The sequence below is a fragment of the Aminobacter sp. J44 genome (genome assembly GCF_007829415.1).
Classification (GTDB): domain Bacteria; phylum Pseudomonadota; class Alphaproteobacteria; order Rhizobiales; family Rhizobiaceae; genus Aerobium.
On record NZ_VLJG01000025.1, the window covers coordinates 1 to 26,786 of the forward strand.

27 protein-coding genes and 2 pseudogenes are annotated in these 26,786 nt (G+C 62.3%); 8 read left to right on the forward strand and 21 right to left on the reverse strand.

What is annotated here, in order from left to right; translation table 11 throughout:
• Positions 1–602 precede the first annotated feature (602 nt).
• The 7 genes and pseudogenes from L610_RS11360 to L610_RS11385 all read left to right on the forward strand — a co-directional run bounded on the left by L610_RS11360 (position 603) and on the right by L610_RS11385 (position 5,506).
• On the forward strand, positions 603–788 hold the full coding sequence (locus L610_RS11360; protein WP_256366552.1) for an AlpA family transcriptional regulator: 186 nt from the start codon (positions 603–605) through the stop codon (positions 786–788).
• Between the two features lie 172 nt (positions 789–960).
• Positions 961–1,245 (forward strand): hypothetical protein, encoded by a 285-nt coding sequence (locus tag L610_RS20860; protein ID WP_371713051.1) that lies wholly within the window; start codon positions 961–963, stop codon positions 1,243–1,245.
• Positions 1,155–2,420: pseudogene (locus L610_RS11365) on the forward strand (ATP-dependent helicase); the annotation flags it as partial. The gene L610_RS20860 and the pseudogene L610_RS11365, both read left to right, overlap by 91 nt.
• A gap of 45 nt (positions 2,421–2,465) precedes the next feature.
• Positions 2,466–3,593 carry a DNA polymerase IV gene (gene dinB, locus L610_RS11370; protein ID WP_144705187.1) on the forward strand — a complete coding sequence of 376 codons (1,128 nt, stop codon included), beginning with the start codon at positions 2,466–2,468 and terminating at the stop codon, positions 3,591–3,593.
• A 61-nt stretch (positions 3,594–3,654) separates the two neighbouring features.
• Positions 3,655–4,434, forward strand: a complete 780-nt coding sequence (locus tag L610_RS11375) for a hypothetical protein (protein WP_246658990.1) — start codon at positions 3,655–3,657, stop codon at positions 4,432–4,434.
• 2 nt (positions 4,435–4,436) lie between these two features.
• Positions 4,437–5,018, forward strand: a complete 582-nt coding sequence (locus L610_RS11380) for an RES family NAD+ phosphorylase (protein WP_144705189.1) — start codon at positions 4,437–4,439, stop codon at positions 5,016–5,018.
• Positions 5,019–5,272: 254 nt separating this feature from the next.
• Entirely contained in the window at positions 5,273–5,506 is a 234-nt protein-coding gene (locus tag L610_RS11385) for a DUF1173 family protein (protein WP_144705191.1), read from the forward strand.
• 54 nt (positions 5,507–5,560) lie between these two features.
• On the opposite strand, the gene istB is transcribed toward L610_RS11385, so the two are convergent.
• From istB to L610_RS11415, 6 genes and pseudogenes are all read right to left on the reverse strand, one after another.
• A complete protein-coding gene (gene istB / locus L610_RS11390; RefSeq protein WP_144705193.1) occupies positions 5,561–6,325 on the reverse strand; it encodes an IS21-like element helper ATPase IstB in 765 nt (254 codons plus the stop codon).
• Positions 6,322–7,777, reverse strand: a pseudogene (istA, locus tag L610_RS11395) (IS21 family transposase). The gene istB and the pseudogene istA overlap by 4 nt, the downstream one beginning before the upstream one ends.
• A gap of 139 nt (positions 7,778–7,916) precedes the next feature.
• Entirely contained in the window at positions 7,917–8,054 is a 138-nt protein-coding gene (locus L610_RS11400) for a hypothetical protein (RefSeq protein ID WP_186441433.1), read from the reverse strand.
• A 15-nt stretch (positions 8,055–8,069) separates the two neighbouring features.
• Entirely contained in the window at positions 8,070–11,345 is a 3,276-nt protein-coding gene (locus tag L610_RS11405; RefSeq protein ID WP_144705195.1) for an efflux RND transporter permease subunit, read from the reverse strand.
• On the reverse strand, positions 11,342–12,352 hold the full coding sequence (locus tag L610_RS11410) for an efflux RND transporter periplasmic adaptor subunit (RefSeq protein WP_144705270.1): 1,011 nt from the start codon (positions 12,350–12,352) through the stop codon (positions 11,342–11,344). Before L610_RS11410 ends, L610_RS11405 begins: the two co-directional genes overlap by 4 nt.
• A gap of 74 nt (positions 12,353–12,426) precedes the next feature.
• Complete coding sequence (locus L610_RS11415) at positions 12,427–12,630, reverse strand: DUF2892 domain-containing protein (protein WP_144705197.1); 204 nt, start codon at positions 12,628–12,630, stop codon at positions 12,427–12,429.
• A gap of 123 nt (positions 12,631–12,753) precedes the next feature.
• On the opposite strand from L610_RS11415, the gene L610_RS11420 reads away from it, so the two are divergent.
• On the forward strand, positions 12,754–13,134 hold the full coding sequence (locus L610_RS11420; protein ID WP_246658991.1) for a helix-turn-helix transcriptional regulator: 381 nt from the start codon (positions 12,754–12,756) through the stop codon (positions 13,132–13,134).
• 47 nt (positions 13,135–13,181) lie between these two features.
• Here the strand turns inward: L610_RS11420 and cydX are convergent, their stop codons facing one another.
• From cydX to L610_RS11490, 15 genes are all read right to left on the reverse strand, one after another.
• On the reverse strand, positions 13,182–13,325 hold the full coding sequence (gene cydX / locus L610_RS11425) for a cytochrome bd-I oxidase subunit CydX (RefSeq protein ID WP_144705199.1): 144 nt from the start codon (positions 13,323–13,325) through the stop codon (positions 13,182–13,184).
• A gap of 16 nt (positions 13,326–13,341) precedes the next feature.
• Complete coding sequence (gene cydB, locus L610_RS11430) at positions 13,342–14,499, reverse strand: cytochrome d ubiquinol oxidase subunit II (protein WP_144705201.1); 1,158 nt, start codon at positions 14,497–14,499, stop codon at positions 13,342–13,344.
• 4 nt (positions 14,500–14,503) lie between these two features.
• The gene (locus tag L610_RS11435; RefSeq protein ID WP_144705203.1) at positions 14,504–16,081 is read right to left on the reverse strand and encodes a cytochrome ubiquinol oxidase subunit I; all 1,578 of its coding nucleotides are present in this window, start codon (positions 16,079–16,081) and stop codon (positions 14,504–14,506) included.
• A gap of 67 nt (positions 16,082–16,148) precedes the next feature.
• On the reverse strand, positions 16,149–17,828 hold the full coding sequence (locus L610_RS11440; protein ID WP_144705205.1) for an amino acid ABC transporter ATP-binding/permease protein: 1,680 nt from the start codon (positions 17,826–17,828) through the stop codon (positions 16,149–16,151).
• Positions 17,825–19,486, reverse strand: a complete 1,662-nt coding sequence (gene cydD, locus L610_RS11445; RefSeq protein WP_144705274.1) for a thiol reductant ABC exporter subunit CydD — start codon at positions 19,484–19,486, stop codon at positions 17,825–17,827. The genes L610_RS11440 and cydD overlap by 4 nt, the downstream gene beginning before the upstream one ends.
• 116 nt (positions 19,487–19,602) lie before the next feature.
• Positions 19,603–20,181 (reverse strand): GbsR/MarR family transcriptional regulator, encoded by a 579-nt coding sequence (locus tag L610_RS11450; protein ID WP_144705207.1) that lies wholly within the window; start codon positions 20,179–20,181, stop codon positions 19,603–19,605.
• A 222-nt stretch (positions 20,182–20,403) separates the two neighbouring features.
• Positions 20,404–22,209, reverse strand: coding sequence for a SulP family inorganic anion transporter (locus L610_RS11455; RefSeq protein ID WP_144705209.1), 1,806 nt, complete (start codon positions 22,207–22,209; stop codon positions 20,404–20,406).
• Positions 22,210–22,230: 21 nt separating this feature from the next.
• A complete protein-coding gene (locus L610_RS11460; RefSeq protein ID WP_144705211.1) occupies positions 22,231–22,674 on the reverse strand; it encodes a DUF6691 family protein in 444 nt (147 codons plus the stop codon).
• Positions 22,674–23,105, reverse strand: a complete 432-nt coding sequence (locus L610_RS11465) for a YeeE/YedE family protein (RefSeq protein WP_144705213.1) — start codon at positions 23,103–23,105, stop codon at positions 22,674–22,676. Before L610_RS11465 ends, L610_RS11460 begins: the two co-directional genes overlap by 1 nt.
• Positions 23,106–23,108: 3 nt before the next feature.
• Positions 23,109–23,450: a helix-turn-helix transcriptional regulator gene (locus L610_RS11470; protein ID WP_144705215.1), complete on the reverse strand. Its 342-nt coding sequence runs from the start codon at positions 23,448–23,450 to the stop codon at positions 23,109–23,111.
• Between the two features lie 3 nt (positions 23,451–23,453).
• Positions 23,454–24,335 carry an MBL fold metallo-hydrolase gene (locus L610_RS11475; protein WP_173933087.1) on the reverse strand — a complete coding sequence of 294 codons (882 nt, stop codon included), beginning with the start codon at positions 24,333–24,335 and terminating at the stop codon, positions 23,454–23,456.
• Positions 24,336–24,374: 39 nt separating this feature from the next.
• On the reverse strand, positions 24,375–24,803 hold the full coding sequence (locus L610_RS20525; RefSeq protein WP_246658992.1) for a TIGR01244 family sulfur transferase: 429 nt from the start codon (positions 24,801–24,803) through the stop codon (positions 24,375–24,377).
• Entirely contained in the window at positions 24,800–25,006 is a 207-nt protein-coding gene (locus L610_RS11480; RefSeq protein ID WP_144705217.1) for a DUF2892 domain-containing protein, read from the reverse strand. The genes L610_RS20525 and L610_RS11480 overlap by 4 nt, the downstream gene beginning before the upstream one ends.
• Before the next feature lie 138 nt (positions 25,007–25,144).
• The gene (locus L610_RS11485) at positions 25,145–26,344 is read right to left on the reverse strand and encodes an MFS transporter (protein ID WP_144705219.1); all 1,200 of its coding nucleotides are present in this window, start codon (positions 26,342–26,344) and stop codon (positions 25,145–25,147) included.
• A gap of 13 nt (positions 26,345–26,357) precedes the next feature.
• The gene (locus tag L610_RS11490; protein WP_144705221.1) at positions 26,358–26,726 is read right to left on the reverse strand and encodes a helix-turn-helix transcriptional regulator; all 369 of its coding nucleotides are present in this window, start codon (positions 26,724–26,726) and stop codon (positions 26,358–26,360) included.
• Between the last annotated feature and the right edge of the window lie 60 nt (positions 26,727–26,786).

Sequence of the window (26,786 nt, forward strand, 5' to 3'; positions counted from 1 at the left end):
GGGTCTCGCTTGCCGAGTTGCACACGCTGCGACGCGAGGATGGGGACGACTGATCAGCTGCTCTGGCTCGGGTTGTCGGCGTTCAAGCGGATTTATTGACGTCCGGAATATAACGGCGTTTTCGTTTTTTGGGCCTGTTCTCCCCATTACTCCAGAAAACGCCGTTTGCGTAGAAAGCGATTCAGAAGCGGATCGAGATGGAATAGCGGGTAGCCGAGTCGGGACCGGACGCCTCGAGGTCTCACGCCATGCAGGCTGGCAAGAGATGGTAGGAGCAGGGCAGTTGTAGGTGCATCGAGGACGGACAACTACAACTCGCGCTCCGTGCACGGATAGGTGCAGCTTAGCATTTGCCATCTTGTGACGCCATCCCATCTCCTCCTGCGCGTCCACTGAGCGTCGAGGTATGCCGAGGAGATTCCCGAGCCGTATCGGATGGCTGCCAGCGGAGCCGTTGGCGAAAGGGAGGTATCGCCGACGGCGACACGGACGAATGTTCGTTTTGAGCCGGAGTTGACGTCGCGGCCCCGAGCCCTGTATCGATCGCAAACTATTAGATCTTTCCCGTTACTATCGGGGAAGCAGGAGAACGAAAACTTGAACTGGCAGTCCGCTGGAGGATCAGCCATCGCACACTTGAGCGGTGGCGTTGGACCGGTGAGGGACCGAAGTTCCTCAAGGTGGGCGGCCGGGTGGTCTATCGCCTGTCCGATGTCGAGGAATACGAGCAGTCGATTATCCGCTCCAGCACCTCCGACCCTGGCCAGGCTCAGCAAGCGGGCGCGTGACCATAGCTCCAGGATGGCGGTTGGCCAAGGCGCAGCCGCCATCCCAGCCCTCTCCCTTGCTTGCAAACCCTACCCATTTCGATTGAACCCACTCCGCTTCTCGGATAGCTTGATTGAAAATCCAGAAACTGGGCTCGCCTAGTTTCGGGACGGATCATGTCGCTGGGAGTGCATGGTGGGAACAGAGAAGGCTGATCTTCGGTGGGGCGTCGAGCGACGGCTCGAATTCATCGAGTTCCGCCTGTTTTGGGAGGGGCACGTGAATCGGGGCGATCTGATGGAAGCGTTCGGCGTGTCGGTGAACCAGGCGTCCACCGACCTGAACCGCTACATCGGCATGGCTCCGGACAACATGACCTGCGACAAGACGACGCGCAAGCGATCTATTCGTTTCGGGCGGCCACCGTTCGCAACATCCTCGACTTCCCGAAGGAGTTCTCGCCGGCGGCCGACGTGATCACGCTCGACCGCAATTACCGTTCGACCCAGCCGATCCTCGCCGCCGCGAACGGGGTGATTGGCTTGGCGCGGGAGCGGTTCACCAAGAACCTTTGGACCGATCGGCCCTCGAACGAGCGGCCGCGGTTGGTCACGGTGCGCGATGAGGCCGACCAGGCGAAATTCGTGGCGAACGAGGTATTGGAAAACCGAGAGAGCGGGATGCGCCTCAAGGATCAGGCGGTTCTGTTTCGGGCAAGCCATCACAGCGGGCCGCTTGAGATCGAACTGACGCGTCGCAACATTCCGTTCAAGAAGTTCGGCGGCCTCAAATTCCTCGACAGCGCGCATGTCAAGGACATGTTGGCGGCACTGCGTTTCGCGCAGAACCTGCGCGATCGAGTCTCGGGTTTCCGCGTGCTGCAGCTCCTGCCCGGCGTCGGGCCAGCTACGGCGCAAGCCGCGCTCGATGCCGTGGCAGACAGCGCCGACCCGATCGATACGCTCGACAATCTGCCCTGCCCTGCCCGCGCCCAGGCTGAATGGCCAGGCTTCGTCGAGCTGATCGCCGGCCTACGCTCCGGTTCGTCAGGATGGCCGGCAGAGATCGGGCAGGCCCGGTCCTGGTACGAACCGCATCTCGAACGCATCCATGAGGATTTCGCGATGCGGCGGGCCGACTTGCTCCAGCTTGAAGACATCGCCGCCGGTTACCCGACCCGCGAACGCTTTCTCACCGAGCTCACGCTCGATCCGCCGGATGCGACATCCGGGCAGGCCGGCGTGCCGCTGCTCGACGAGGACTATCTGATCCTCTCGACCATCCACTCCGCCAAGGGACAGGAATGGCGCTCGGTGTTCGTGCTCAACACCGTCGACGGCTGCATTCCTTCCGATCTCGGCGTCGGCACGACTGACGAAATTGAAGAGGAACGTCGTCTGCTCTATGTCGCAATGACACGCGCCAAGGACAGTCTCAATCTCGTCGTGCCGCAGCGCTTCTTCACGCACGGCCAATCCTCGACCGGCGATCGGCATGTCTACGCCTCGCGGACGCGGTTCATTCCCGCTAGTCTGCTGAAACTGTTCGAGTGCAAGACCTGGCCGGTGGTTGCGCCTGGAGGCGCAGGCGGCGCCGGTCCGCGACAGGTCCGCCTCGATGTGGGCGCGCGCATGCGCGGCATGTGGCGTTAAATCGAGATGGCATCACCATGAGCGTTCCGCGGAAAGGAGGCGCCGATGACAGAGGGATTGGTCCGCGCCGCGCGGCCTGACGCCGCCGAAAAGCAAGGTGCTAACCCCGTCCGCAAGGTCATCCACTGCGACATGGATGCTTTTTATGCCTCGGTCGAGCAACGCGACAATCCCGAACTGCGCGGCAAACCGGTAGCCGTCGGCGGGTCGGCCGCCCGCGGCGTCGTCGCGGCGGCGAGCTACGAGGCACGCGCCTTCGGCGTGCGATCCGCGTTGCCCTCGGTGACCGCGAAACGCCGCTGTCCCGAACTGATCTTCGTCAAGCCCCGCTTCGATGTCTATAGGGCAGTCTCGGCGCAGATTCGCGAGATCTTTGCCGAGCATACCGATCTCATCGAACCGCTCTCGTTCGACGAGGCCTATCTCGACGTCACCGAGAACAAGCAGAACATCGGCATCGCCACCGAGATCGCGACGCTGATCCGGACCCGGATCAAAGAGGTGACCGGGCTCAACGCATCGGCCGGGATTTCCTACTGCAAATTCTTGGCAAAGATGGCGAGCGACATCAACAAGCCCAACGGCCAGGCCGTCATCACGCCTGCTATGGGACCGGGTTTCGTGGCGACATTGCCGGTAAAGAAGTTCCACGGCATTGGACCGGCGACAGCGGCAAAGATGCAAGGCCTGGGGATCGAGACCGGCGCCGACCTGCGCGAGAAGACATTGCCGTTTCTGCAGGAGCATTTCGGCAAGGCGGGCGGGTGGTACTACCGGATCGCGCGTGGGATTGATGATCGTCCCGTGCAGCCGGACCGGCCGCGCAAGTCTGTCGGCGCCGAAGACACGTTCACGTCCGATATCTTCGAGCTCGAAGTGGCCAAGGCGGAGTTGGCGCCCCTGGTCGCCAAGGTCTGGCGTTATTGCGGGGACCGTGGCTTCTCCGGCAAGACGGTGACCGTGAAGGTGAAATATGCGGACTTCCAGATCATCACCCGGAGCCGAACCATTCACGGATCCATCCGGAGCGAAGGCAAGCTGCGCGAACTTGCGGTCAGCCTCCTGGAAGCGACGTTTCCGGCATCGAAAGGCATCCGCTTGTTGGGGATCTCACTTTCATCCCCGGTATCGGAATCTGATGCGCTTGAGGCCCAGCTTTCGTTACCGATCTGAATTGTGTGCCACCGAGTGCAGTCCAAACTCGTCAATATTGCGCGGTTGTGATCAAAGGTCGTTGCACAATCTGGACAATCCGGACGTTCTGCACTATCTATGCCTTGAAACGTTGGAGGCGATGATGGTCGCAACAGCTCGCAAACCCGGAACTGACATGCAGCTCAATGTAAGCCGCGCGGCGGCTGCCGACATCCTCGATGTGCTCGCGCGTCACAATCCGGGCGTTCCCAAGGCAGCATTGAAGGGCAAGAGCAAGGTCGTTGCCGCAGTTGCGGCTGCCACTGTGGGGCTGTCCGAGGAACAGCAACGGCGTATCCTGGCGCATGAGAAAGTGCTCGGGAAGACGATGGAATCGGTTGTTGCTGACCTTGGCGGTGAGCATCCTGACGAGCTTATCAGGGTCGAAGCCGACAAAATCGTCGAGATCAGCCAAGGTGAAGGTCTGGGCGATCTGCTGGATGAGTCCGAGGGTCGTCGGCGGCTCCAAGCGATTGCGGCGTCGGTTCGCCTCGAAGACTGGGCCGGCCCGGTCGCCGGACCAAGTGAGATCGAACGCAAGTTCGGTACACGGCGGTCTACACTGCACGAATGGCAAAAGCGTGGGGCAGTCATCGGTCTCCTCAGGGGTGAACGAAAGCATGTTTTCCCTCTCGCACAGTTCGTCGATGGCCGGCCGATCGAGGGCATGTCGGAAATTGTACGTGTGATCGGCAATCCACGGGCGGCCTGGCAATGGCTCGTTCAGTCCAAGCCGAGCATCGGAGGAACTCCTCTGGAACGCCTCAAGAATGGACACATCTCTCAGGTCGTCGAAGCGGCCGAACGCGATTTCGGCTGACCGTGAAGCTGGATCCGAAAGTCGTCGCGGAACTGGCCATTCCGTTCCGCCCCTCGGCCTATTTGCGCGTTATGCCTAAGGTCCATGCCGGAACCCCTCTCGGCATGGGCTTTGGGCAGACGCGGTTTTCCGCTCCCGATAATTCGTTCAAGGTCCTCTACATCGCACGTGACATCGCCACGGCCATTGCCGAGACGATCGTTCGGGATCGGTTTGAGGGGCGAGCGAAGCGTATCCTCGACTTCACGGAGGTGGACGATTGGGCTCTTTCCGAAGTGTCGACGACAGGTCCGTTGACGGTGCTCGACCTTCGGACCACGGGTCTGCTCAGACTTGGCGTGTCCACCAATGCATCGCGGGCCAAGAATCATGCGACAGGAAGGCGGCTGAGTCATGCACTCTATCATCGTTTCGCGATCGACGGCATCCTCTACGCATTGAGGCTGACATCGGCGGAGTGTGTGGCCGTCTATGATCGGGCTGTGCCGGCCAAATTGGTTTCGACTGACGCAGAAAGTCTTGTCCGGAATCCTCATCTGATTGATGCGCTTCAATCCCTGAACGTGACAGTGCGGACTTCCTAATAGATTCTCAATGCTGAGCAACGAAAGGGACAACCCAGTTTTCGGTTCTTTGCGGCACGGCGAGCCTTTTGTGTCGCTCAATTCCTGAAATCTGCTACGACGCAGGCTTCAGCTTGCCCGTGCCATAGGTGTCTGCCAGGCCGGTGTAGCGACTGTCAGTTCGTTTGTTGGTGCGTATTCCAGAGGGTTGCGCCGACCCGAAAACCGTGAATCAATCGCGGTGGGGACGCGGCAGCCTTCGGAGTGTCGAGGTAATGCGACGTTTCAGACTTGCTGGTCAGGTTATCGACGAAATGGATCCAGGCCTGCAGAGTATTTTGGCAAATGCGTATGATTTACGCATTCGACCTCTCTGCCTTTGTCGGGAACCTGGCTTAGCAATGTATATTGCGCGAGTGTCAACGGCGGTGCAAAATCCGGCCACGCGGCGGCGCAAAACCAGGCCAGGTGGCAGTGGCCTGCGCCATGGCGCGCGCGCTTACCAATAGCTGGCGCGTGCCATGGCGCATTGGCCTCTTTGGGCCAAAACGAGCGATCTGATCTCAGGACTTTTGTTGCCGCTTTCGGGCAGTGCTGTTGGCGAGGCGATAGCTCTCGCCGTTCATCTCGAGGATGCTGACGTGGTGGGTCAGCCGGTCGAGCAGTGCGCCGGTGAGGCGCTCGGAGCCGAAGGTCTCGGTCCATTCATCGAAGGGCAGATTGCTGGTGATCAGGGTCGAGCCGCGCTCGTAGCGGTGCGAGATCAGCTCGAACAGCAACTCGGCGCCGGTCTTGGACAGCGGCACAAAGCCCAGTTCGTCGACGAGCAGCAACTTGACGGCAGCCATCTGCTTCTGAAAGCGAAGCAGGCGACGTTCGTCGCGGGCCTCCATCAGTTCGTTGACCAGGGCTGCGGCGGTGGTGAAGCTGACCGACATGCCCTTCTGACAAGCCGCCAGCCCGAGGCCAAGGGCAATGTGCGTCTTGCCCGTGCCGCTTGGGCCAAGGGCAATGACGTTCTCGCGCCGCTCGATCCATTCGCAGCGGGCCAGTTCCAGCACCTGCATCTTGTTGAGCTTCGGGATGGCGCTGAAGTCGAAGCTGTCGAGGCTTTTGACCGTGGGGAATTTGGCGGCCTTGATGCGGCGCTCGACCATCCTCCGCTCCCGGTCGATCAACTCCAGTTCAACAAGCCGGGCGAGGTATCGGACATGATCCATGCCTTCGGCCGCACATTGCCGGGCCAGCTTCTGATGTTCCCGCAGGAACGTGGGCAGCTTCAGCGCCTTGAGGTGATGGGCGAGCAGGATTTCCGGACCATCGCTCATGCCGCGTCCTCCGCATCGCCCGACAACAACCGCATATAGGAGCCGGGCCTGGTTTTCTCGACTGTTGCCTTGGGTAGATAGGGATAACAGTCCAGGTCCAGCCGGGGCGGACGGTGTTCAACACGGCAAAGCAGCAGGTGCTTCACGGCGTCGAAGCCGATTGCGCCCATCTGAAGCGCCTGCTTCACCGCGGCATGCAGATCAGCCAGATCAAAGGTCTCGAGCAACCGCAGGACCTGGACGTATTCGCGTCGGCCATGTCGGTTCATGCGAGCTTCCATTAGCCGGCGCAACGTTGCGAACTCCTCGGGAAGCTCCCAGCCTTGCAATGGTGCGGCCTGATCGAGTGCGTTGATCTTCTGCTCCAGCAGCGGCAGGTAGTGGATCGGGTTGAAGACGATCTCCTCGCGATCCCAGCAGCGGGGATGGCGGGCAATGACCTCGCCCCGGCAGCCGATCACCACCTCGTGGACATAGGCCCGGATCCAGACATCCTGATGGCCGAAGGCAACCGGCACCGAGTAGTCGTTGGTCTTGTAGCGCACCAGACACTGGGACGAGACGCGGCCACTGTCCTGGTCACAGGCGTCGAAAGGCGCGACCGGGAGGGGGCGCATGGCAACCAGATCACGTTGCAACCGCTCGCCGATCGTCTCGCTCTCACCGCGCAGGACATCGTGCTGGCGCTTGCGGCATTGCTCCTCCAGCCAAAGGTTGAATGCCTCCCAGCTCGTGAACTCGGGAAGCGGCACCATGAAGTTGCGGCGGCAATAGCCCACCAAGCCCTCGACATCCCCTTGTCATTGCCTTTGCCAGGACGGCCGTAGTGGTCCCGGATCAGGTAATGCGACAGGAAGCCGCTGAACAGGACGGCCCGCTTGCGGGTGCCATCGGGCAGGATCTTCGCCACCAGGCACCGGTCATTGTCATAGACGATCGACTGCGGCACTGCCCCAAAGAAGGCAAAGGCGTGGATGTGGCCGGCCCCCCCAGCCTCGGCCACACAACCCGGGGAAGGGGCGGAGCGAAAAGGGCGCCCCTGTGCGGCAGATCCAAAACAAAGAAGTGGGCCTTCTGCTCGACACCGCCAATCTTGACCATCGCCTCGCCGAAGTCGGCCTGCGCATGGCCCGGGGGATGCGCCAGCGGCACGAACACTTCCTGGCCCCGCCGTTCTCGCTCCCGGATGTAATCCTTGATGATCGTGTAGCCGCCGGTGAACCCGCACTCGTCACGAAGCCGGTCGAACACCCGCTTCGCCGTGTGCCGCTGCTTCCGCGGCATGGAGCGATCCGCCTCAAGCCAGCCCTCGATGATCGGGATAAAGGGATCAAGCTTCGGCCGCCTGACTTCGGCCGTCCGCCGGTAGCCCGGCGGCACCGAGAACGTCATCATCTTCGCAACCGTATCACGGGAGATGTTGAAGGCCTTCGCCGCCTGACGCTGGCTCATGCCCCCCGCGCAGGCCTGGCGAACCCTGAGATATAGTTCCACGCTGAAAATCCTCGCGCCCTCCCTGCTGTCGCAGAAAGGGAAAGGGTGGACGACTTTTACGCCGCCCGCAGCAGCTCCATGCCGCCGCTTCCGTGGACTAGTTTCTCACCGCCGTTCTCACCTTCAGGTCAATCTCGGTGATGATGCCGAAGCCGGCCTTGCTGAGCGCGTCTGTCGTGCGCCGCACGGCGTCGTCAAATGAACATTGAAGCGTCCGGGAGAAATAGTAGTTCACAGTCGGTCTCCTTTGTCATGTCGATGCTAAACCGGCATGCTCCGGCCCATGGGGATCGGGTGGCGAAGCGGCCTCGATGGAGCTCCGTCCTCCTCTCAGCACGATGTAGATCGCCGGAATGACAAGCACGGTCAGTGCTGTGGAGGATGCGAGCCCGAACAGGAGCGAGATCGCCAGACCCTGGAAGATCGGATCGGTGAGGATGACGGCAGCACCGATCATGGCGGCGATCGCGGTCAGCAGGATCGGCTTGAAGCGGATCGCGCCGGCTTCTAGAAGGACGTCGATCAGCGGCCTGTCGGGCCTGCGCGCGTGCCGGATGAAATCCACCAGCAGGATCGAGTTGCGCACGATGATGCCGGCAAGCGCAATGAATCCGATCATGGAGGTCGCGGTGAACGGAGCGTCGAACAGCCAGTGCCCGCCGAGGATGCCGATGAAGGTCAGCGGAATAGGCGTCAGGATGACGAGCGGCAGCTTGAACGAGCCAAACTGGGCTACGACGAGGATGTAGATTCCGAGGATCGCCACCATGAAGGCGGCACCCATGTCGCGGAACGTCACCCAGGTCACTTCCCATTCGCCGTCCCACAGAAGCGTCGGATGGCTTTCGTCGTCCGGCTGACCATGCAGGACGATTGCCGGCTTGGGCAGGTCGCCCCAGTCGATCTTCTCGATCGCCTCCTGCACGGCGAGCATGCCGTAGATCGGCGCTTCGTAGGCACCGGCAAGCTCCGCCATCACCATCTCGGCGGCCCGGCCGTTGTGCCGAAAGATCGGGTAGGATGCAGCCTCGCGCGCAACGGTGACGACGTCGCCGAGTTCGACCACGCCGCGGCCACCGGGCAGCGCGTTGGCCGGAACCGGCGTTGCCAGCGCGCGTTCGTCGATCGTGCCGTGTTTCTTCGGAAGCGAGAGTCGGATCGGGATCGGCTGGCGCCCTCCGCCGCGATGCGAATAGCCGACGGTTGCCCCGCCATAGAGATAGCGCAGCGTGTCATATACATCCGACTGCTCGACCCGGTAATATTCGAGATTGTCCTGGTCGATGGCGAGGCGCACCCGCTCCGGCTGGTTGTGGTAGCTGTCGTCGACGTCGACGATGAAGGGCACGCTCTCGAAGGCCTCCCGTACCTTGCCGGCGACGGCGCGCCGGGTCTGCGGGTCCGGGCCGTAGATCTCGGCAAGCAGGGTCCCGATGACGGGAGGCCCCGGCGGCGGCTCCACGACCTTCACGGCAGTATCGTTGGGCAAATCGAGGTCCTTGATCCGCTCGCGCATGTCGAGCGCGATCGCATGGCTCGCACGGCCGCGCTCGCCCTTGGGGGAGAGATTCACCGCAACCTGTCCTTGCTCGGGATTGCCCCGCAGATAGTAGTGACGCACCAACCCGTTGAAATCGAAGGGTGCGGCGGTACCGGCATAGGTCTGGAAGGAAACGATCTCCGGAACTTCGACAAGCCTGTCCACAACGGATTGCAACGCCCGGTCGGTATCTTCGACGGAGGAGCCCTTCGGCAGGTCGAGCACGACCTGGAGATCGGACTTGTTGTCGAACGGAAGCAGCTTGACCGTGACATGCTGAGTGTAGAGAAGCCCGAGCGAGGCGAAAGTCGCCAGCCCGACCACGAGCAGAAACGCCCAGGCGCGTGGGCGGCTTGCAAGAACGGGCGTGGCAACCGCGACATAGAGACGTCCGAGACGGCCGCCTGCCTCCTCGTGAGCAGCCGGAGAAGCGCCCTCCCCTTGCGGTCCCGCGTGTTCCCTGCCGATCCTGATCATGAGCCACGGCGTCAGCATGACGGCGACGAAGAAGGAGAACAGCATGGCCGCGGAGGCATTGGCGGGAATCGGGCTCATATAGGGCCCCATCATGCCTGAGACGAACAGCATCGGCAGGAGAGCCGCGACCACCGTCAGCGTGGCGACGATCGTCGGATTGCCGACCTCGGCGACGGCGTCTATCGCCGCCTGGATGCGCGAGCGGCCGTCCTGCATGGCCCAATGGCGTGCGATGTTCTCGATGACGACGATGGCGTCGTCGACCAGGATCCCGATCGAAAAGATCAGCGCGAACAGCGAAACCCGGTTGAGCGTATAGCCCATGATCCAAGAAGCGAAGAGCGTAAGCAGGATGGTCGTGGGAATGACGACGGCGACCACCAGAGCCTCGCGCCAGCCGATAGCGATCGCGACCAGAACGACGATCGAGACTGTCGCCAGCCCGAGGTGGAAGAGCAGCTCGTTGGCTTTCTCGTCGGCGGTCTCGCCATAGTTGCGCGTGACCGTCATTTCCACGTCGGACGGAAAGATCTGGCCGCGCACCTGCTCCAGCCTGTGCACGATCTCCTCGGCGATCACGACGGCATTGGTGGCGGGACGCTTGGCGATGGCGAGAGAGACCGCAGGGGCCCGTTCAAGTCCTTCGCCGGCCCTGCGAATGTCCATCACGCTGCTTTCGGCCGGCGTGGTGGCCAAGACCATATCGGCCACATCTCGGACGTAGACGGGGCGGCCGTCGCGCGCCGTAAGCAGAAGGTTGCCGATTTCGGGTAACGTCTGAAGCGTCTGGCCTGCGATGACGGGGTGCTGGCCGCCGTCATCACGGATCGTGCCGATCCGGAACGAGCGGTTGGCGCCTTCGACCTTGGCGGCAAGCTGCTGCAAGGTGATGCCGAAGAGGGAAAGCCGCTCCGGGTCCGGTTCGACGCGGAACTGTTCGGGCTGTTCGCCGACGATGTAGGTGAGCCCGATATCGGGCAGCTTCGACACTTCCACCTGAAGCTCGCGGGCGAGGCGGGTAAGGTCATTTGCTGTCCAGCGCCCGGCGGCCTGCGCAGTCGGGCGCAACGTGACCACGACGATCGCCACGTCGTCGATGCCGCGGCCGACGATCAACGGCTCGGGGATGCCGACCGGAATGCGGTCCATGTTGGCGCGAACCTTCTCATGGACCCGCAGCATGGCCGCATCGGAATCGGTGCCCACCTCGAAGCGGGCGGTGACGAGCGCGCCGTCGTCGTCCGTCTGTGAATAGACATGCTCCACACCATCGATGCTCTTGATGATGGTTTCGAGAGGCTCCGTGACGAGTTTGACGGCATCTTCCGCCTTCAGGCCGTTGGCGTTGACATGAATGTCGACCATCGGCACGGAAATCTGCGGTTCCTCCTCGCGCGGTAGCGTGATGAGGGCGACCAGGCCGAGGGCAAGTGCGGCCAGCAGGAAAAGCGGCGTAAGCGGTGAAACGATGAAGGCGCGGGTGAGTCCGCCGGCGATCCCAAGCTTCATGGCAGCACGACCCGGTCGCCGACGCGCAGGCCGGACAGCACCTCGACGTGCTTTACGTCGCCGTCCCCGACAATTTCGCCAAGGATCACGGCGACGTCCATCTCGCCTTCGGCCGTGGCGACACGCACATAGTCGACGCCATGCACGGTGCGCACCGCTTCGGGCGGGACGGCAAGTGCGGATCGCTTGCCCACGGGGATGGACACCAGCGTGCGCTCGTTGACGAAATAGTCGCCGATGCCCTCAATCTCGACGTCGGCGATCACGCGCCCTTCGTCGATTTCCGGATAGACCTTGCTGATGCGGCCGGAACGGACTGTCTCGAGCTCGCCGGCGCGTTGCACCAGTCCACGCTCGCCAATGACGACCTCTGCGCCCTCCACGATCTCGGCCGCATGCCGTTCCGGCAAGGAAAGGCGCAGATAATATGGCCCGGGTGCGATACGCGCGATGTCCTCACCTGCCATGATGACGGATCCGAGGGTTACGGGGACGGTGAGGACCCTACCCGTTGCGGGAGCAAGGACTTCACCTTCCTTCGCGCTTTGCTCGACAACCGCCTTCTCCGCAACCGCGGCAGCGGCCTGATTGGTGGCGACCTCGAACTGCGTCCTGGCCTGGTCGACACGGGTCTGGGTCCCGGTGCCGGACGCCCGCAACTGTTCGGCGCGCTCCAGCTCGAGACGCGCATTCGCGAGTTGCGAGTTGAGCGCTTCGAGGCGGGCGTCGGCAGCCCTCAATTGCAGAGCGAGCTTGTCGTCGACGATCAGCGCGATGACGTCGCCCTTGGAGACCTGATCTCCCTCGCCAACCCGAACGTCCTGCACGACACCGCCTATCCGGGCGCGTCCCGGCACGACTATCCGGCTTTCCACGCGGCCGAACACGGCCTTCATCTCGGGAACCGTCAGCGGTTGCACGAGGAACTCGGCGGCAAAGGACATCGAGACGACAAAGGGTGCAGTCGCTGCAAGCGCTGCGGCAAATTGAACAACGGCTCGAATCATGTATTTCATCGCTTTTTCAGGCGGCAATGCGCAACTGCTGCAACTACTTTGAATGTAAGGTGGGGCTGCCTGGATTAGTTGAACGCGCAGCCTGTCTTCACCCCAAGCTTTCGGAAGACCATCGCGGCGGGGCAGAAGCCGGTCAGTGATGCCTGCATGAGATTCAGGCCGACAAAGGCATTCAGCAGATACCACCAGGGCGACACGTAGAAGCCGAGCGCCAGTGAAAGAAGGACCATGAACCCCGCGAACATCATCACGGCACGATCGAGCGTCATTTGACTATTCCTTCTGTTATCGAACCCACTTGTGCGACCGTGGAAGCCATTCCGCATTGATCCGTCTCAAATCGCCGGCTGACAGGGGTCCCGCGGTCCGCAAGGCATCGGGAAAATCGTGGCTTGCATATAACATTCAAAATTCTTAAATTCAAGAACATGAATGTTATGGATATGATCCCCGCTTCCGAATCCGCCGCCGAGCTGATGCGCAGCCTGTCTCATCCCCAACGACTGCTGGTGCTTTGCGCGCTGGTGGATGGCGAGAAGTCGGTTGCTGAATTGCGTCAGGAACTAGGGATCGAGCAGGTGCCGATGTCGCAGCAACTGATGCGCCTGAGGGCGGACGGGCTCGTCGAGGCCCGCCGTGAGGGAACGGCGGTCTTCTACAGCATTACCCAGCCACAGGTCCTGACGGTGATCGAAGCGCTCCACACCGCCTATTGCAGAAAGCAACCCTCAGCCCCCCGACCCGGCCAAAGGGGAAACGAGGCGGCGGACTGACGGCCAGACCAGGCTAGTTCGCCCGACATCCAGGTCGGGCCGTCCTGTCATTCGCCAGCCTTCCCTGCTCTTCCGGAGACTGTAACCGCCTGCTTCTTTGCCGCATCATCCATCAGTTCGTACCACATAGCGTTGAGGACGGCGACGGCCGCGGCAAGGGGCAGGCCAAGCAACCATGCAAAATACCACATTGCGAATTTCCCTTGTTCAATAGGCGTGGCCTGAGCCGTCAGTGATCGACTTCTCATCCACCTTGCCCCACAGCACGCGATAGACCCAGGCGGTGTAGGCGACCACGATCGGCACGAAAACCACGCTGACGACCAGCATAATGAAGAGCGTCATATGGCTCGACGAAGCGTCCCAGACGGTCAGGCTGGCCTGCGGCTGGATCGATGACGGCAGGATGAAAGGAAACATCGACAGCCCGACCGTCGAGATGATGCCGAGGATGGAGACGGACGAGGCAAGGATCGCCGCAACCTCGCGCCTCGCGCGCATAAAAGCATAGGCGCCCGCCGCCCCGGCAAAACCCATCGCCGGGCCGAGCACCATCCATGGATGGGTGGCATAGTTCTCGAACCAGATACCTGGCGCCCGCTCCACCGTCTTGGCGAGAGGGTTGGAGGGGCCGGTCGTGACGACCTCGCTGGTGATACGATAGCCGTCGATGCCGAGCCAGAGCCACAGCCCGCCGATCGCGAACAGGGCGATGGTCACGAGCGCGGCAATGCTTCCGTAGGCACGCGAGCGGTCGGCGACCGGGCCTTCCGTCTTCAGAACAAGCCAGGCCGCCCCGTGCATGACCAGCATGGCGACGGACAGGAGGCCAGCCAGCAACCCGAACGGGTTCAGAAGTTCAAACAATGTCGTGCCCTCATAGAAGATGCGCAGATCGCTTTCGAACCGAAACGGAACTCCTTGCAGGACGTTGCCGACGGCTACACCCATGACGAGCGCCGGCACGCCGCCGCCGATGAAGAGAGCCCAGTCCCAGGCTGTACGCCATGCCGCGCTCTCGCGCTCGGATCGGTATTTGAAGCCGACAGGGCGCAGGATGAGGGCGAACAGGATGGCGAACATCGCGAGGTAGAAGCCGGAGAAGGAGACGGCGTAGAGCGGCGGCCAGGCGGCGAAGATCGCACCGCCGCCGAGGACCAGCCACACCTGATTGCCTTCCCAAACCGGGCCGACGGAATTGATGACGACACGGCGCTCGACATCCGTTCTGGCCACGAAAGGCAACAGGAATCCCGTGCCCAGATCGAAGCCGTCCATCACGGCAAAGCCGATGAGCAGCACACCGAGCAGCAGCCACCAGGCGACGCGGAGAATTTCGTAATCGATATATTGATGCAGGATCATAGTTCTACTCCGCAGCAGCGAACGAGGTCGGAACAAGTTTGGCCTCGGGCTCGTCATCGGGCTCCGGTCCGTGGCGGATCGCCCTGATCATCAAAGCCATCTCGATGATGAACAGCACCGTGTAAATCAGCACGAAGCCGGCGATGGTGGCGAGCACCGTCGCGGCCCCCAGATTGGAGACCGCTGCGGCGGTCGGCAGCACGCCCTCGATGATCCAGGGCTGGCGACCGAATTCCGCGACGATCCAGCCCAGTTCGGCCGCGATCCATGGCAGGGGTATCGAGAAGACGGCGACGCGCAGGAGGAAAGGATAGCGGTCGAGCCGGCGGCGCGCCGAGAGGTAGAAGAACACGGCCATCAGGGCAATGAAGAAAAAGCCCAGACCGACCATGATGCGAAACGACCAGAACAGCGTTGGAACGTGGGGAACCGTGTCCAGCGCCGCCTGATGGATCTGGTCTTCAGTCGCCTGACGCGGATCGTCGACATAACGCTTGAGAAGAAGGGCATATCCGAGGTCGCGGCCATTGTTCTCGAAGGCCGTGCGCACTTCCGGTGCAACATTGGCCCCGCCATTCGTCTCCCGGATCTGCTGGAGTGCGTCGAAAGCCGTGACGCCCCGACGAATGCGTGTCTCGGCATGCTCCACCAGTTCGTCTATGCCGGGGATTTCGGCGGTCAGCGAGCGCGTGCCGATCAGGCCCATCACCCATGGAATCCTGACCGCATAATGGGTTTCGCGAGCCTCCTGGTCGGGAAGCCCGAACAGGGTGAAGGCGGCGGGCGCAGGTTCGGTCTCCCACATGCCCTCCATGGCCGCCAGCTTCATCTTCTGGTGCTCGGTCGACAGATAGCCGCTCTCGTCGCCGAGAACGACGACCGACAGCGCCGCGGCAAGGCCGAACGAGGCCGCAACCGTCATCGAGCGCTTGGCCAATTCGGTATGCCGTTCCTTGAGCACATACCAGGCCGAGACGCCGAGGACGAAAACCGCGGCGGTGACGTAGCCGGCGGAAATCGTGTGCACGAACTTCGCCTGCGCCACCGGATTGAAAAGCACCGCATAGAAGTCGTTCACTTCCATGCGCATGGTCTGCGGATTGAAGACGGAACCGACCGGGTTCTGCATCCAGCCATTGGCAATGAGAATCCATAGCGCCGAAAGATTCGAGCCGAGAGCCACGGCCCAGGTGGCGGCGAGGTGACCGACCCTGGACAGTTTATCCCATCCGAAAAAGAAGAGGCCGACGAAGGTCGCTTCGAGGAAGAAGGCCATCAGCCCTTCGATCGCCAGCGGAGCGCCGAAGATGTCGCCGACATAATGGCTATAATAGCTCCAGTTCATGCCGAACTGGAATTCCATGACAAGGCCGGTGGCGACGCCGAGCACAAAGTTGATGCCGAACAGCGTGCCCCAGAACTTAGTCATCTGGCGCCAGATCGGTCGCCCTGTCATGACGTAGACTGTCTCCATGATCGCCAGCAGCACAGAAAGGCCGAGCGTCAGGGGCACGAAGAGGAAATGGTAAAGCGCGGTGATGGCGAATTGCAGCCGCGAAAGATCTACAATGTCCAGGTCCATTAAGTATTCTCCATTCGCCCATCATCGCAAGGTGTTGCCGGCAGTCTTTGATATCGGTCAATCGCCATCAGTCCGGTCGCAAGTCTTCGAGCAGGGAGGCAAATTCCGGCCCGCCGCGCCGGACGATGGTAGTGATCGATCCCTTGTCCATGATGACAATGCTGTCGGCGAGTTCGGCCTCCCGCCGGATATGCGTGGCCAACACTATCGAACGCCCTTCGGCCCGTGCTGCAAGACGGATCAGGACGTCACGCGCCGTCGGCCCGTCGAGCCCCTCGGTCGGCTCGTCGAGCAGCCATAGCGGCGCGTCGCGCAGGAACAGGCGAGCGAGCGCCAGCCGACGCGCCTGCCCGCCCGAAAGACCAAACCCCCCTTCGCCGAGCCGCGTATCGAGCTTCTCCGGGAGAGCTTCGACATCCTCTCTGAGGCCTGCGGCCTCGAGTGCGGCAAGCAGTCGGGAATCGTCGGCCTTCGGATCGGCAAGGCGAAGGTTGTCGCGCAGGCAGTCCTGAAACAGTTCGGTCCTCTGTGTCAGCAGCGTTGCCACCCGTCGTTCGACCATACCGTGTTCGGCCGCTATTTCCCCGGCAATGAGGGCGAGCAACGTCGACTTGCCGGCGCCGCTCGGTCCCACGAGCGCGACGCGCTGGCCGTCACGGATCATAAGCGAGACATCGCGCAGCGTCGGCGCGGAAGCGCCCGCATGCCTGACCGTTGCATGCGCCAGACAGACGGAAAGGCCGGCAGGAGGACCGAGGGCGGCCGATTCGGGAGGAAGAACCTCCAGACGCGGCGCGATCCGACGCGCCGCAAGCAGTGTGCGCCCCAGCTCAAGGGCGCCTCTGCGCAGTGGCGTGAAAGGTTCCAGGGCCGCGAACGCCACGAGAATGCCGAGCGCGGCGACTGGCGCGTCGATGGAACCTGTCTCGGCAAGCAGCGTCATGGCGACGACGGTGGCCGACAACAGTAGCGTCCCGACAATACCGAAAGCGATGCCCGTCTTGGTTTCTATGCGATTGAGCGCGTCGTCGCTCTCTGCAAGATAGCGGTCCACCGTGGCGGCATCTTGCTGCCGGGCAGCAAGTTGTCCTGCCATGATCAATTCCGTATGACCGGCGACGAGGTCGATGATGTGTGAGCGCAGGATTTCAAGGCCATGCGCCCGTCGCTCCGCCGGCCTTTTCGCGGCAATGGCCGCAACGGTGGGAATTCCAGCCCCCGCCAGCACGAGCAAAAAGACAATCGCGGTTCCGAACAGCGGCTCGATCAGCCCCAGCACGGTACCGCTTGCCAGCGCCACGACAAGCGCGCCAAAAAGCGGCACCAACACACGCAGGTAGAGCGAATCCAGCGCGTCGATGTCGAGCGTCAGCCGGAACAGCAAGCGGGCCGGCCGCTTGATGAGGCCGGCGGCCATGTCGGGCCGGGCCCAACCCCGGAACAGCCCCTCGCGCAGTTCGGCAAGTACGCCGAGGGTTGCATCGTGCGTCGTCAATCGCTCGCCATAGCGGGCGGCGGTGCGGACAAGCGCGAGGAAGCGGATACCTGCTGCCGGGGCGAATACGTCGAAGGCAAGCGCAGTCGTGACCGACAGGCCGGCGATCGCCGTGGCGGTGATGAACCAGCCGGAAAGGCCGAGAAGCGCTACTCCGGCCAGAGCCGTGGCGGCTGAAAGAAGCGCACCGGCAACCGGCATGAAACGATTGCCGGAGAGGAAAAGCACGAGGATCGGTCGCAGGCTGGTCATGCCGCGCGCTCCAGTCGCCCCGGTGTCACGCGCACGATCCGATCCATGCGTGCCGCCAGCGCGGGATCATGCGTAGCGACGATCAGAGTGCGGCCGTCCGCCAGCGCCAGAAGAGCGTCGGCGATCTGCCGGGCGGTTACCACATCGAGATGCGCGGTGGGTTCGTCGGCGAGGATCAGCCCGGTTTCGGGGGCTGCGACAATGCGCGCGAGCGCAAGCCGCGAGGCCTCGCCTCCCGACAAGCCAACACCGCCCTCGCCGACCGGCGCCGCCCCTCTCCTGGCGGCCACCGCGCCGAGGCCCACCAGATCCAGGGCCTTTCGGACCACCTTCCTGCTTATGCCGGGTCGCCCCAGCGTGACATTGCCTGCAAGTGTCGCGGGGAAAATGTGCGGACGTTGTCCGATGAACGCCATGCGTCGGCGCAGCGCTGCAGCTGTACGCTGCGACATGACCTCTCCTCCGATCAGGATGCGGCCGCTTTCGGACAGCGCAAAGCCGGAAAGCAGCGCGAGCAGCGTCGATTTTCCGGATCCGCTGGAACCGAGCAGCGCCACATGCTCGCCGGGGACGACGTCGAGATCGAAGCCGTCGAAGACAGGCTCGGTATTGGAAGCGTGGCGAAAGCGAAGCTTTTCGATGCGAACACCTGGCGGCGAAGATGGAGCCGGCCCGAATGGCAAATCCTCATCTTGGGCCCCGGGAAGTAGCGTGCCTTGCTGTGCAAGATCGCGAACCGCCTGCATGGCCGCCTCGCCCGCGGCCCGGTCGTGCCAGACGGTGGAAAGGTCACGCAACGGTTCGAAGAAGGCGGGCGCGAGCAGCAGAATGAACAAACCTTCTTTGAGGGAAAGCGTCGTCCCCCAGGCGCCAAAGGGGAGTTGTCCCAGAAGGTGGAAACCGACGTAGACGGCGACCATGGCGACGCCCAGCGCGGAGAACAACTCAAGCACCGCGGACGACAGGAAGGCGATCCGCAGCACCGCCATGGTGCGCAGCCGGAGATTTTCCGCATCGAGCCTTAGCCTGCGGGCGGTCATGTCGACGGCTCCGAGCGAGCGGATCGTGGCAAGACCACGCAGCCGGTCGAGCAGGAAGGCGTTCATGCTCCCCAGTTCGACGAGTTGCGCCTTGCTCGCGGCCTTGGCGCGCCAGCCGATGAGCGCCATGAAGATCGGGATCAGGGGTGCAGCGATGAGGAGCACCAGGGCGGCGGCCCAGGACCAGACGAAGACGCAAGCGAAGATCAGCAGCGGCATGATCGTCGCACGCAGTCGCGCCGGCTGGAAACGGGCAACGTGTGGTACGATCGCCTCCGCCTGCTCGGCCAGCGTGCTCGCTGCGAGGCCGGAGGCAGGACGGGCGGGGTCGATCGGCGAACGGTCCGCGAGAGCGGCCAGGGCATCGCGGCGAAGATCGGACAGGGTATGACGCGCCTGACGAAAGGCTATGCGAGCGCCGGCGGCATCGAGAACCGACCTCAGCACTCCGAGGACAAACACGCCTGTCGCATACCACCAGACCGAAGCGGCGGCGTCTCCGGCGCCGATGTTCCCCACTGCCGATGCGAGCAGCCAAGCTTGCGGAATCCAGATCGTGGACGCAAAGATTTGAAGAGCCGATCCAGTCCGGGCTTTTGCATTCGATGCCGGTCGCATGGTCGCATGGCACTGATCGGTATCAGCGTCTCCCTCGCCGCGAGATGCATCGCAAGGACCGATGACCGCGGCTTCCGCTCGCCTATCTTCCGGCGCGCTGATGGAACCGGCTTTGGTCACACTCGCCCCTTCCCGTCTTTTGTTTTCCGACGACCCACGGAGACGATCTTGTCGCTGGCATCGAGCAACCTGGAGATGCGGGAACCCAACCCAAGCAAGGTCGCGAGCCGCTGGGTGTCGAGCTGCTTGACATCATCATACCAGGTCGTCAGTTGCTCGATCAGGCCGTGCATCTCGGTCATGCGTCGCTGCGCGAAGCGTTCGCTCTCGCCCTGCGGATCCTGCATCAGGATTTCGCGCAGCACCGAAAGCGTAGGATCGATTTCGCGCTTTTTTCTTTCCTCGATCAGCGTGCGCAGGATTTGCCAGACATCATCCGGCGCGGAGAAGAACTCACGACGATCGCCCGGCTTGTGGCTTAGCAGAACAAGGCGCCACGCTTGCAATTCGCGCAAGCTCATCGAGACATTCGAGCGTGAAATGCCGAGTGCCTCGACAATCTCGTCGGCACATAGCGGCTTCGGTGAGACATAGAGAAGGGCGTAGATCTGGCCGACCGTGCGGTTGATACCCCAGCGACTCCCCATCTCTCCGAAATGAAGAACAAAAGCCTGAATGAGTGGCGGAAGGTTCACGGCGGACTTTCACGGAGTTCAGAAATTTCTGAAACTTCTATATATAAAGACGTGATTGCGCAAGTCTGCATTGCTAGCGCCTGAGGTGTACATCGCGAAAGACAAGAACCTTCAACACATCTCGTCAGCTCAAAATGGCCATGCTTTATCGAAGCCGTGAGAACTCTGGATCGGTCAACCCCGGAAGATAGTCCGTAGGGCGCCAATGTCCGTATTCGTGGCTTATGACGTCGTACGCGCTTCCATCGGCAAGGAACAAAGGTCGTGGTCACCACTGGCTGACGGTGCATGCCCGCATATGTCTCGTTCTTCCGTGAGGCTGCGGAACGCCTCGAACTGACTGAGATAGACGGTTCCCGTCAGGTGATCGAGGAACGCGGCACGCTTGAGACGATCCATCACGGGACCCTTCACCTCGGTCAGATGGAAGGTGATACCGGCATCCTTCAGTCGGTGATTGATCTCCTCCAGGCTTTCCAGCGCGCTGGCATCGATGGTGTTGACTGCCGAACACATCAGCACAACGTGGCGCAGGTCAGGACGCTCGGCCACAAGTTCGGCAATTCGGTCTTCGAGATAGCGACTGTTGGCGAAATAGAGGCTTTCGTCGACCCGGATCGACAGGATGTGCGGATCGATCTGGACCTGATGGCGTTCGACGTTGCGGAAGTGTTCGGTCCCTGGCACCAGGCCGACGACCGCCATGTGGGGCTTGCTCGTGCGGTAGAGGTGAAGAACGAGCGACAGCGCTACCCCAGCCACCACGCCAGGCTCCACGCCCCACAACAGGGTAACGAGGATCGTCGCCGCCATCGCGGAAAAGTCGGCCTTCGAATAGTCGAAGACCTGGCGGATCGCCTTGAGGTCGACGAGCGACAGGACGGCGACGATGATGGTTGCGGCAAGGGTAGCCTGCGGGAGGCTGGTGAGGAGCGGCGTCAGGAACAAGGTCGCAAATGCGATACCGGCGGCCGTGAATACGCCGGCAGCGGGCGTTTCGGCCCCAGCGTCGAAATTGACGACGGAACGGGCGAAGCCTCCCGTCACCGGATAGCCGGTGGAAAGGCCGGAAGCGATGTTGGCAGCGCCAAGCCCGATCAGTTCCTGATCCGGAACGATGCGCTGTCGCCGTTTCGAGGCGAGCGTCTGCGCAACCGACACGGATTCGACGAAGCCGATGATGCTGATCAGGAAGGCCGGGGCGGCGAGGGTTGCGACCAGGTCAAGGGAGATCTGCGGCAGGCCGAATGCCGGCAGGCCTTGCGGGATCGTGCCGACCAGCGCGACGCCCTTCCCGCCAAGGTCGAGCGCGACTGCAATGAGGATCGTCATGACCACCGCAAGAATCGGCGCGGCCTTGGTCATCAGGTCCGCCGGCCGTTTCGCGACGCCGAGGCCGATCAGCAGAGATTTCAGCCGCGTACGGGCGAAATAGAGGAAGGCCAGTGCGCCCGCACCGATAGCGACCGTGTAGAGATTGATCCGGGCCGCCGCCCTTGCCAGCGCGAAAACAATTTCGGGAAGGGTATCGCCGCCCGCATCGACGCCGAGAATATGCTTCAACTGGCTGGCCGCGATCAGGAGTCCCGAGGCGGTGATGAAGCCGGAGATCACCGGATGGCTGAGGAAATTGGCAAGGAAGCCGAGCCGGAACAGGCCCATCAGAACCAGCATCGCCCCCGACAGCAGCGCCAGCACGATTGCCGCTATGAGATAATCCGTCGTACCTTGCGCGGCGATCTGCCCAACGGCCGATGCCGTCATGAGCGACACGACGGCGACAGGCCCAACCGCCAGTGTCCTACTGGTGCCGAACAGCGCGTAGGCCACCAGCGGCAGGATCGACGCGTAGAGGCCGACTTCAGGCGGCAGCCCCGCGAGCATGGCATAGGCCAACGATTGCGGGATGAGCATGATCGTGACGATGACCGCGGCAACCAGATCGCTGACCAGCGTCGTCCGATCATAGGTACGCGCCCAATCCGTCAACGGCAGATATCCGTTTATCCGCCTCGCAAGGCCGCCCATCTTCGTATCACCTTCCGCTGATCAGGCCGCGTCCGACTGCGTCCGCACTGCCATCGCGTGTCGCGCCAGGCGCGCCGCAGCGATGCCGCCCAACATCGAGCCGACAAAGAGCAGCGCGTCGGCTTCGCCCAGGCCGAGAGCCGGGATGGCACCTCCTGGACAGAAGCCGGTGATGCCCCAACCGACGCCGAACACCGCCGAACCCGCGATGAGCGCGGGGTCGATATTGCGGGCGCTCGGAAGATGAAAGGTTCGATCGAACAGGGGCTGCGGACGTCTGAGCACGAAATGATAGCCGATGGCGGTCACGATGAGCGCACCACCCATCACGAACGCGAGCGAGGGGTCCCACACGCCTGCCACATCGAAGAAACTGAGCACCTTGGCCGGGTTGGCCATACCGGAAATCGCAATTCCTGCGCCGAAGACGAGACCTGCGAAAAGGGCGGAGAGGGTCCGGATCATCAGAAGCCTCCAAGAAGGTGACGAACGATGAAGACGGTCAATGCCGTCGATGCCATGAATGTGAGCGTCGCGGCGATGGAACGTGGCGACACCCGGGCGAGCCCGCAGACGCCGTGTCCGGACGTGCAGCCGGAGCCGAAATAGACGCCAATGCCGACGATCAGCCCGCCGATGACGAGCCATGGCGCTGGTACCGCGCTCTCAAAAGGAATGACCGGCTCACCGGCAATGGCAATGATCAGGGCTGGTGCGGCGATCGCTCCGGCAATGAAGGCCGCCCGCCAGGTCCAGTCGTTCGAGAATGGCGGCAGAAGCCCAGACAGGATGCCGGTCATCCCGGCGATGCGGCCATGGAAGGCCATCAGCAGGACGGCGGCAACGCCGATCAGCGCGCCTCCAAGAAGGGAGGCAAGCGGTGTGAATTCAGTCATCGATCAGTCTCGTCGTTGCGGGTTTGCGGCATCGCTCGTGCAGAACAGCCGGTGCATGGTGTGAATGAATGCTGCCACGCGCGGGTCCGCGAGGTGGTAAAAGACATGCTTGCCCTCCTTGCGACCCGCAATCAGCCCTGCCTCGCGCAACTCTGCGATCTGCTGCGACAGGCCCGGCTGGCGGATGCCGAGCAGATCCTCGAGGTCCCGAACGGAGCGCTCGGCCTCAAGGAGTGCGCAGCAGACCAGCAGTCGATCGGGATTGGACAGCTTCTTCAGAAAGCCCGATGCCTCCTCGACATTGGCCTTCAGGTCGGCTGCTTCGCAGGAAAGCGGCTCAATCACGTGTCAATCCCATGGCGCGCCGCTCAGCACGTCGAGCGGGATCTTAAGGTAACGGCGTCCGTTTGATTCGGGTACGGGCAGCCGTCCGCCATTGGTGTTGATCTGCAGCGAGTGCAAGATCAGCTTAGGCATGGCAAGCGTCCTGTCGCGGGCCTCGCGGGCGGCGACAAACTCCGCTTCCGTCCTGTATTTCGCCATATGGATGTTCTTTGCCTTCTGCTCGCTGACCGTCGATTCCCACAGCGGTTCGCGACCGCCGGGCTGGTAGTCGTGGCCGGTAAAGATGCGGGTCTCGTCCGGCAGGGCGAGGATGTCCTGGATGGACTTCCACAGCACCTTGGCGCTGCCGCCCGGGAAATCGGCGCGCGCCGTGCCGCTGTCGGGCATGAACAGCGTGTCGTGTACGAACGCGGCATCACCGATGACATAGGTGATCGAAGCGAGCGTATGACCCGGCGAGAACATCACTCTCGCGTCGATATTGCCGATCGTGAAGGTGTCGCCGTCAGCAAAGAGGCGATCCCACTGGGAGCCGTCGGCGGGAAAATCCGGCCAGTTGTAGAAGTCCTTCCAAAGCTTCTGGACCTCAGTCACCTTCTCGCCGATCGCTGTGGGCGCTCCGGTCTTTTCCTTGAGGTAGGCGGCGGCCGAGAAGTGGTCGGCATGGGGATGGGTGTCGAGGATCCACTCGACCGTGTAGCCCCTCTCCTTCACGAATTCGAGGATGCGGTCGGCGCTCTTCGATGCGGTCTGGCCGGATTTCTCATCGAAGTCATAGACGGGGTCGATGATCGCGCATTTCTTCGTCTCGGGATCAGCGACCACATATTGGATCGACCAGGTCCGCCGGTCGAAGAAGCCGGTCACTTCGGGTTTCTGTGCCATGGGAATTCTCTTTCTGCGTGCTGCTCTTGGGTGAAGGTGCTAGCGGCCATGTGTGGCGAGCCAGGCCACGCCTCCGGACAGATCGAAACCATGCCTGGCTCCGAACTGCATGAGGTCGGTCTTGGCCATCCGGCCGTCGAGGACCTCTCCGATTGCCCAGAGCGTCAACGATCGTGTGCCGGAGCGGCAAAAGGCAACAACGGGTCCGGCGCTTTCGGCAAGCGTCTTCTGAAAATCGCGCACGAGCTGTTCGGTGATATTGGGCCCTCGCACCGGCAGATGGGCCGAACGCAGTCCGGCCTTCTCGGCGGCGTCGGCGATTGCGCTGGCGGTCGGCTGCAGAAAGCCCTCCCCGTCCGGCCGGTTGTTGACGATTGTCGCATACCCGGCTTGCGCAAGACCGCTGATGTCCTGCGGACTGATCTGGCCGCAAACGGCAAGCCGTTCGTCGATCTGGACCGGCTTCATTTGCCACCTCTCTTAAGAGGACAGGTGTTCAGGCCAAAGATCGAATAGAGCGGGCAGGTTGAGAACAGGCCCGTGAAAAGCGGCACGAGGCCGACCAGTCCCCACCAGCGTGCGTTGCTCTCGAGGACCAACAGGAGCGACAGAAGCCCCAGGCCGATGATGATTCTCAGGGTGCGATCGACGCCACCGACATTCTTCGTCATGTCCGTTCCTCGTCATTGTTTCCGGTTCAATTCCGGCTTCTTCCTTACGTACATACGATTGCAAATAAATGCAATCAATAAAATGTTTCGGACCTACAGTTCTCTCCGGAATTCTTTCTTGCGTGGTGTGCGCCGTCGTCAGGTCGTGCCGGGTGCCTCCTGCTTTCTCCTGCTCATGCGCCACAGAAGCGGGATCAGAACGAGGGCAATCGTCGGAAATATCAGCCAGTTGATGGTCTGCCAGCCGGCCGCCGTCAGCAGCGTTCCGGAAAAGAACGAAGCTGCGGCGACGGAGCCGAAGATGAGGAAGTCGTTCGCGCCTTGCACTTTGCCGCGTTCATCTGACGTGTGGCAGTCGGTTACCATTGCGGTTGCGCCGATGAACCCGAAGTTCCAGCCAACGCCGAGCAGGATCAGCGAGATATAAAAATCGGAAAGGTCTAGCCCGGAAAGTGCGACGGCCCCGGAGCCCGCGATAAGAAGCAGTCCGGCGGCGGTCACCTTCTCCTTGCCGAAGCGACCAATGAGATGGCCGGTGATGAAGCTTGGCGCAAACATGGCGAGCACATGCCACTGGATGCCGAGCGCGGCCTCCCCGACGGTAAACCCGCAGCCGACCATAGCGATGGGGGCCGCAGTCATGACGAAGCTCATTAGCCCATAGGAGACGATGCCGGCCGCTGCTGCGAGCATGAAACGAGGCGCAAGCAGGATCTCGCGAAGGGGTCGGCCGCTGCTCATCGACAGGCGGGCCTGCGCCACTTTCGGAGCGCGCAGCATTGCCAACACGGGAAGCGCCAGAAGCGCCAACACCGCCTGGCTCAGGAAGCTGCCCGCGAAAGGCGCTGCTGGCAGCGCGTCGCGCGTCCAGATCACCAACTGCGGTCCGATGATGGCTGCGATCAGCCCGCCGATCATTACCAGAGAGATCGCCCGTGCCTTGAAGCTGTCGGGGGCGGCATCGGTCGCGGCGAAACGATAGCTTTGAACGTATGCGCCGTAGAAACCGGCGAGAAAGGTGCCAAGGCAGAAGACGACGAATGCTGCTGCGACCACTCCGAGTGTCGCGACGAGGCCGGAGATGAGGCCGATCCCCGCACCGAGCAAATATCCTGTGCGACGACCGAAATGACGCATCACGACCGCGGCGGGGATCGTTCCGAGCGCAAGGCCGAGATTGTAGAGGCTGACCGGCAAGGTCACGAAGGCGGGATCCGGCGACAGGACCTGACCGACGATGCCGCCGAGCGAAATGATGATCGGCGGGCTGGCGGCCCCGAGCGCCTGGGCTGCCGTCAAGATGAATACGTTCCTACGGGCAAGTGCCTCAGCCGGCATAAACAATCCCCAGTCAGTTCTGGGGCGCTTTGCGGCGCCCGATGGCAGGGCCCTCCGAGGCTGCAGCTGCCTTGGCCACCCGTGGTTCGCAGAAAGACTCGTACAAAATGGTCAGCACGTTGCGCGCGGGCTCGCTCTGGATCCGGTACCAGATCATCTGGCCGTCTCGCCGACCGGCGATCAGCCGGTCGCGGCGCAAGAGCGCTAGATGCTGGGAGACGGTCGAATCCCGGATCCCGAGATACTCCGCAAGCTGTCCAACCGACTTCTCGCCATCGATGAGCTGGCACAGGATCAGGAGACGATGCCGGTTGGCAAGCGCCTTCAGCAATTCGCTGGCATCGTCGGCGGCGGCTTCCATGATTTGAAGATCGATTTTCATTATTGCGAACCTACGCAGATTTGAATATATAGTCAATGAGAAATCGCCCTGCCGACGGCA

What these genes read in the sequence shown, in the direction of transcription:
- L610_RS20525 (WP_246658992.1), bottom strand. Translation starts at nt 24,803, where the DNA reads ATGAAGCCGGTCCAGATCGACGAACGGCTTGCCGTTTGCGGCCAGATC.
- dinB (WP_144705187.1), top strand. Translation starts at nt 2,466, where the DNA reads ATGACAGAGGGATTGGTCCGCGCCGCGCGGCCTGACGCCGCCGAAAAG.
- L610_RS11480 (WP_144705217.1), bottom strand. Translation starts at nt 25,006, where the DNA reads ATGACGAAGAATGTCGGTGGCGTCGATCGCACCCTGAGAATCATCATC.
- L610_RS11460 (WP_144705211.1), bottom strand. Translation starts at nt 22,674, where the DNA reads ATGATCCGGACCCTCTCCGCCCTTTTCGCAGGTCTCGTCTTCGGCGCA.
- istB (WP_144705193.1), bottom strand. Translation starts at nt 6,325, where the DNA reads ATGAGCGATGGTCCGGAAATCCTGCTCGCCCATCACCTCAAGGCGCTG.
- L610_RS11410 (WP_144705270.1), bottom strand. Translation starts at nt 12,352, where the DNA reads ATGATTCGAGCCGTTGTTCAATTTGCCGCAGCGCTTGCAGCGACTGCA.
- L610_RS11435 (WP_144705203.1), bottom strand. Translation starts at nt 16,081, where the DNA reads ATGGACCTGGACATTGTAGATCTTTCGCGGCTGCAATTCGCCATCACC.
- L610_RS11465 (WP_144705213.1), bottom strand. Translation starts at nt 23,105, where the DNA reads ATGACTGAATTCACACCGCTTGCCTCCCTTCTTGGAGGCGCGCTGATC.
- L610_RS11405 (WP_144705195.1), bottom strand. Translation starts at nt 11,345, where the DNA reads ATGAAGCTTGGGATCGCCGGCGGACTCACCCGCGCCTTCATCGTTTCA.
- L610_RS11440 (WP_144705205.1), bottom strand. Translation starts at nt 17,828, where the DNA reads ATGACCAGCCTGCGACCGATCCTCGTGCTTTTCCTCTCCGGCAATCGT.
- cydB (WP_144705201.1), bottom strand. Translation starts at nt 14,499, where the DNA reads ATGATCCTGCATCAATATATCGATTACGAAATTCTCCGCGTCGCCTGG.
- cydD (WP_144705274.1), bottom strand. Translation starts at nt 19,486, where the DNA reads ATGCGACCGGCATCGAATGCAAAAGCCCGGACTGGATCGGCTCTTCAA.
- cydX (WP_144705199.1), bottom strand. Translation starts at nt 13,325, where the DNA reads ATGTGGTATTTTGCATGGTTGCTTGGCCTGCCCCTTGCCGCGGCCGTC.
- L610_RS11475 (WP_173933087.1), bottom strand. Translation starts at nt 24,335, where the DNA reads ATGGCACAGAAACCCGAAGTGACCGGCTTCTTCGACCGGCGGACCTGG.
- L610_RS11485 (WP_144705219.1), bottom strand. Translation starts at nt 26,344, where the DNA reads ATGCCGGCTGAGGCACTTGCCCGTAGGAACGTATTCATCTTGACGGCA.
- L610_RS11455 (WP_144705209.1), bottom strand. Translation starts at nt 22,209, where the DNA reads ATGGGCGGCCTTGCGAGGCGGATAAACGGATATCTGCCGTTGACGGAT.
- L610_RS11490 (WP_144705221.1), bottom strand. Translation starts at nt 26,726, where the DNA reads ATGAAAATCGATCTTCAAATCATGGAAGCCGCCGCCGACGATGCCAGC.
- L610_RS11385 (WP_144705191.1), top strand. Translation starts at nt 5,273, where the DNA reads ATGCGACGTTTCAGACTTGCTGGTCAGGTTATCGACGAAATGGATCCA.
- L610_RS11415 (WP_144705197.1), bottom strand. Translation starts at nt 12,630, where the DNA reads ATGACGCTCGATCGTGCCGTGATGATGTTCGCGGGGTTCATGGTCCTT.
- L610_RS20860 (WP_371713051.1), top strand. Translation starts at nt 961, where the DNA reads ATGGTGGGAACAGAGAAGGCTGATCTTCGGTGGGGCGTCGAGCGACGG.